The organism is Mesorhizobium sp. M7A.F.Ca.MR.362.00.0.0 (assembly GCF_004023175.1).
GTDB lineage: Bacteria > Pseudomonadota > Alphaproteobacteria > Rhizobiales > Rhizobiaceae > Mesorhizobium.
Genome location: NZ_RZTF01000725.1, coordinates 1 through 1,479, shown reverse-complemented (window position 1 = coordinate 1,479; position 1,479 = coordinate 1). Strand labels below are relative to the sequence as shown.

1 protein-coding gene is annotated in these 1,479 nt (G+C 64.6%); it reads right to left on the bottom strand.

What is annotated here, in order from left to right:
* Window positions 1-89 precede the first annotated feature (89 nt).
* A partial coding sequence (locus tag EOC06_RS37160; protein ID WP_128310109.1) for an FAD-linked oxidase C-terminal domain-containing protein occupies window positions 90-1,479 on the bottom strand: 1,390 nt, incomplete at its 5' end.

Genomic DNA, 1,479 nt, shown 5'->3' with positions numbered 1-1,479 from the left:
GGGCGAGGCGCGCGAGCTGCCAATCTCCCCCCTTGAGGGGGAGATGTCCGGCAGGACAGAGGGGGGCGTTCAAGCACCGACATGTCCAGTTAAAACCTCGGAATGTCCGGAAACGGCAGCTTGCCGCCGGAAATGTGCATGCGGCCGAGTTCGGCGCATCGCCGCAGTTGCGGGAACACTTTTCCCGGGTTGAGCAGATGGTTGGGATCGAAGGCGCATTTGACCCGCATCTGCTGGTCGAGATCGATCTGGGTGAACATTTCCGGCATCAGGTCGCGCTTTTCCACGCCCACACCATGTTCGCCGGTCAGGACGCCGCCGACCTTGACGCAGAGCCGCAATATGTCGGCGCCGAAGCTTTCGGCCTTGTCGAGTTCGCCCGGTACGTTGGCATCGTAGAGGATCAGCGGATGCAGATTGCCGTCGCCGGCATGAAAGACATTGGCGACGCCGAGACCGTATTTTTCCGAGAGCTCGCGCATGCCGGCGAGCACGCGCGGCAGCTCCTTGCGCGGGATGGTGCCGTCCATGCAGTAGTAGTCGGGCGAGATGCGGCCGACCGCCGGAAACGCCGCCTTGCGGCCAGCCCAGAAGCTCAGCCGTTCCTGCTCGGACTGCGAAATGCGGCAGGTGGTCGAGCCGTTCTTGTAGGCGATCGCCTCGACCAGCCCGATCAGATGATCGACTTCGACGCCGGGGCCGTCGAGCTCGACGATCAGCAGCGCCTCGACATCGAGGGGATAGCCGGCATGGACGAAATCTTCCGCCGCATGGATCGCCGGCCGGTCCATCATCTCCATGCCGCCCGGGATGATGCCGGCGCCGATGATGTCCGCAACGCACTGGCCGCCCTGCTCGCTGGTCGGGAAGCCGATCAGCAGTGCACGTGCCGTCTCCGGCTTCTTCAGGATGCGCACGGTGACCTCGGTGACGACGCCGAGCAGCCCTTCGGAGCCGGTCATGACGCCGAGCAGGTCGTAGCCTTCCGCATCGAGGTGACTGCCGCCCAGCCGCACCACCTCGCCATTCATCAGCACCATCTCGATGCCGAGCACATTGTTGGCGGTGAGGCCGTATTTCAGGCAGTGCACGCCGCCGGAATTCTCCGCGACATTGCCGCCGATCGAGCAGGCGATCTGGGAGGATGGATCGGGGGCGTAGTAAAAGCCCTCCTGCTCGACGGCGGTGGTGATGCCGAGATTGGTGACGCCCGGCTGGGCAACGACGACGCGATTGGGAAAATCGATCCCGAGGATACGGTTGAAGCGGCTCATCACCAAAAGCACCGCGTCCTCGAGCGGCAGCGCGCCACCCGACAGCGAGGTGCCGGAGCCGCGCGGCACGACGCGGATGTTGCGGTCGTTGCAGTATTTCAGCACGCGCGAAACCTGCGCCACCGTTTGCGGCAGCACGACAACCAGCGGCAGCTGCCGATAGGCGGTCAGGCCGTCGCTCTCGAAGGCGCGCATGGAATTGGCG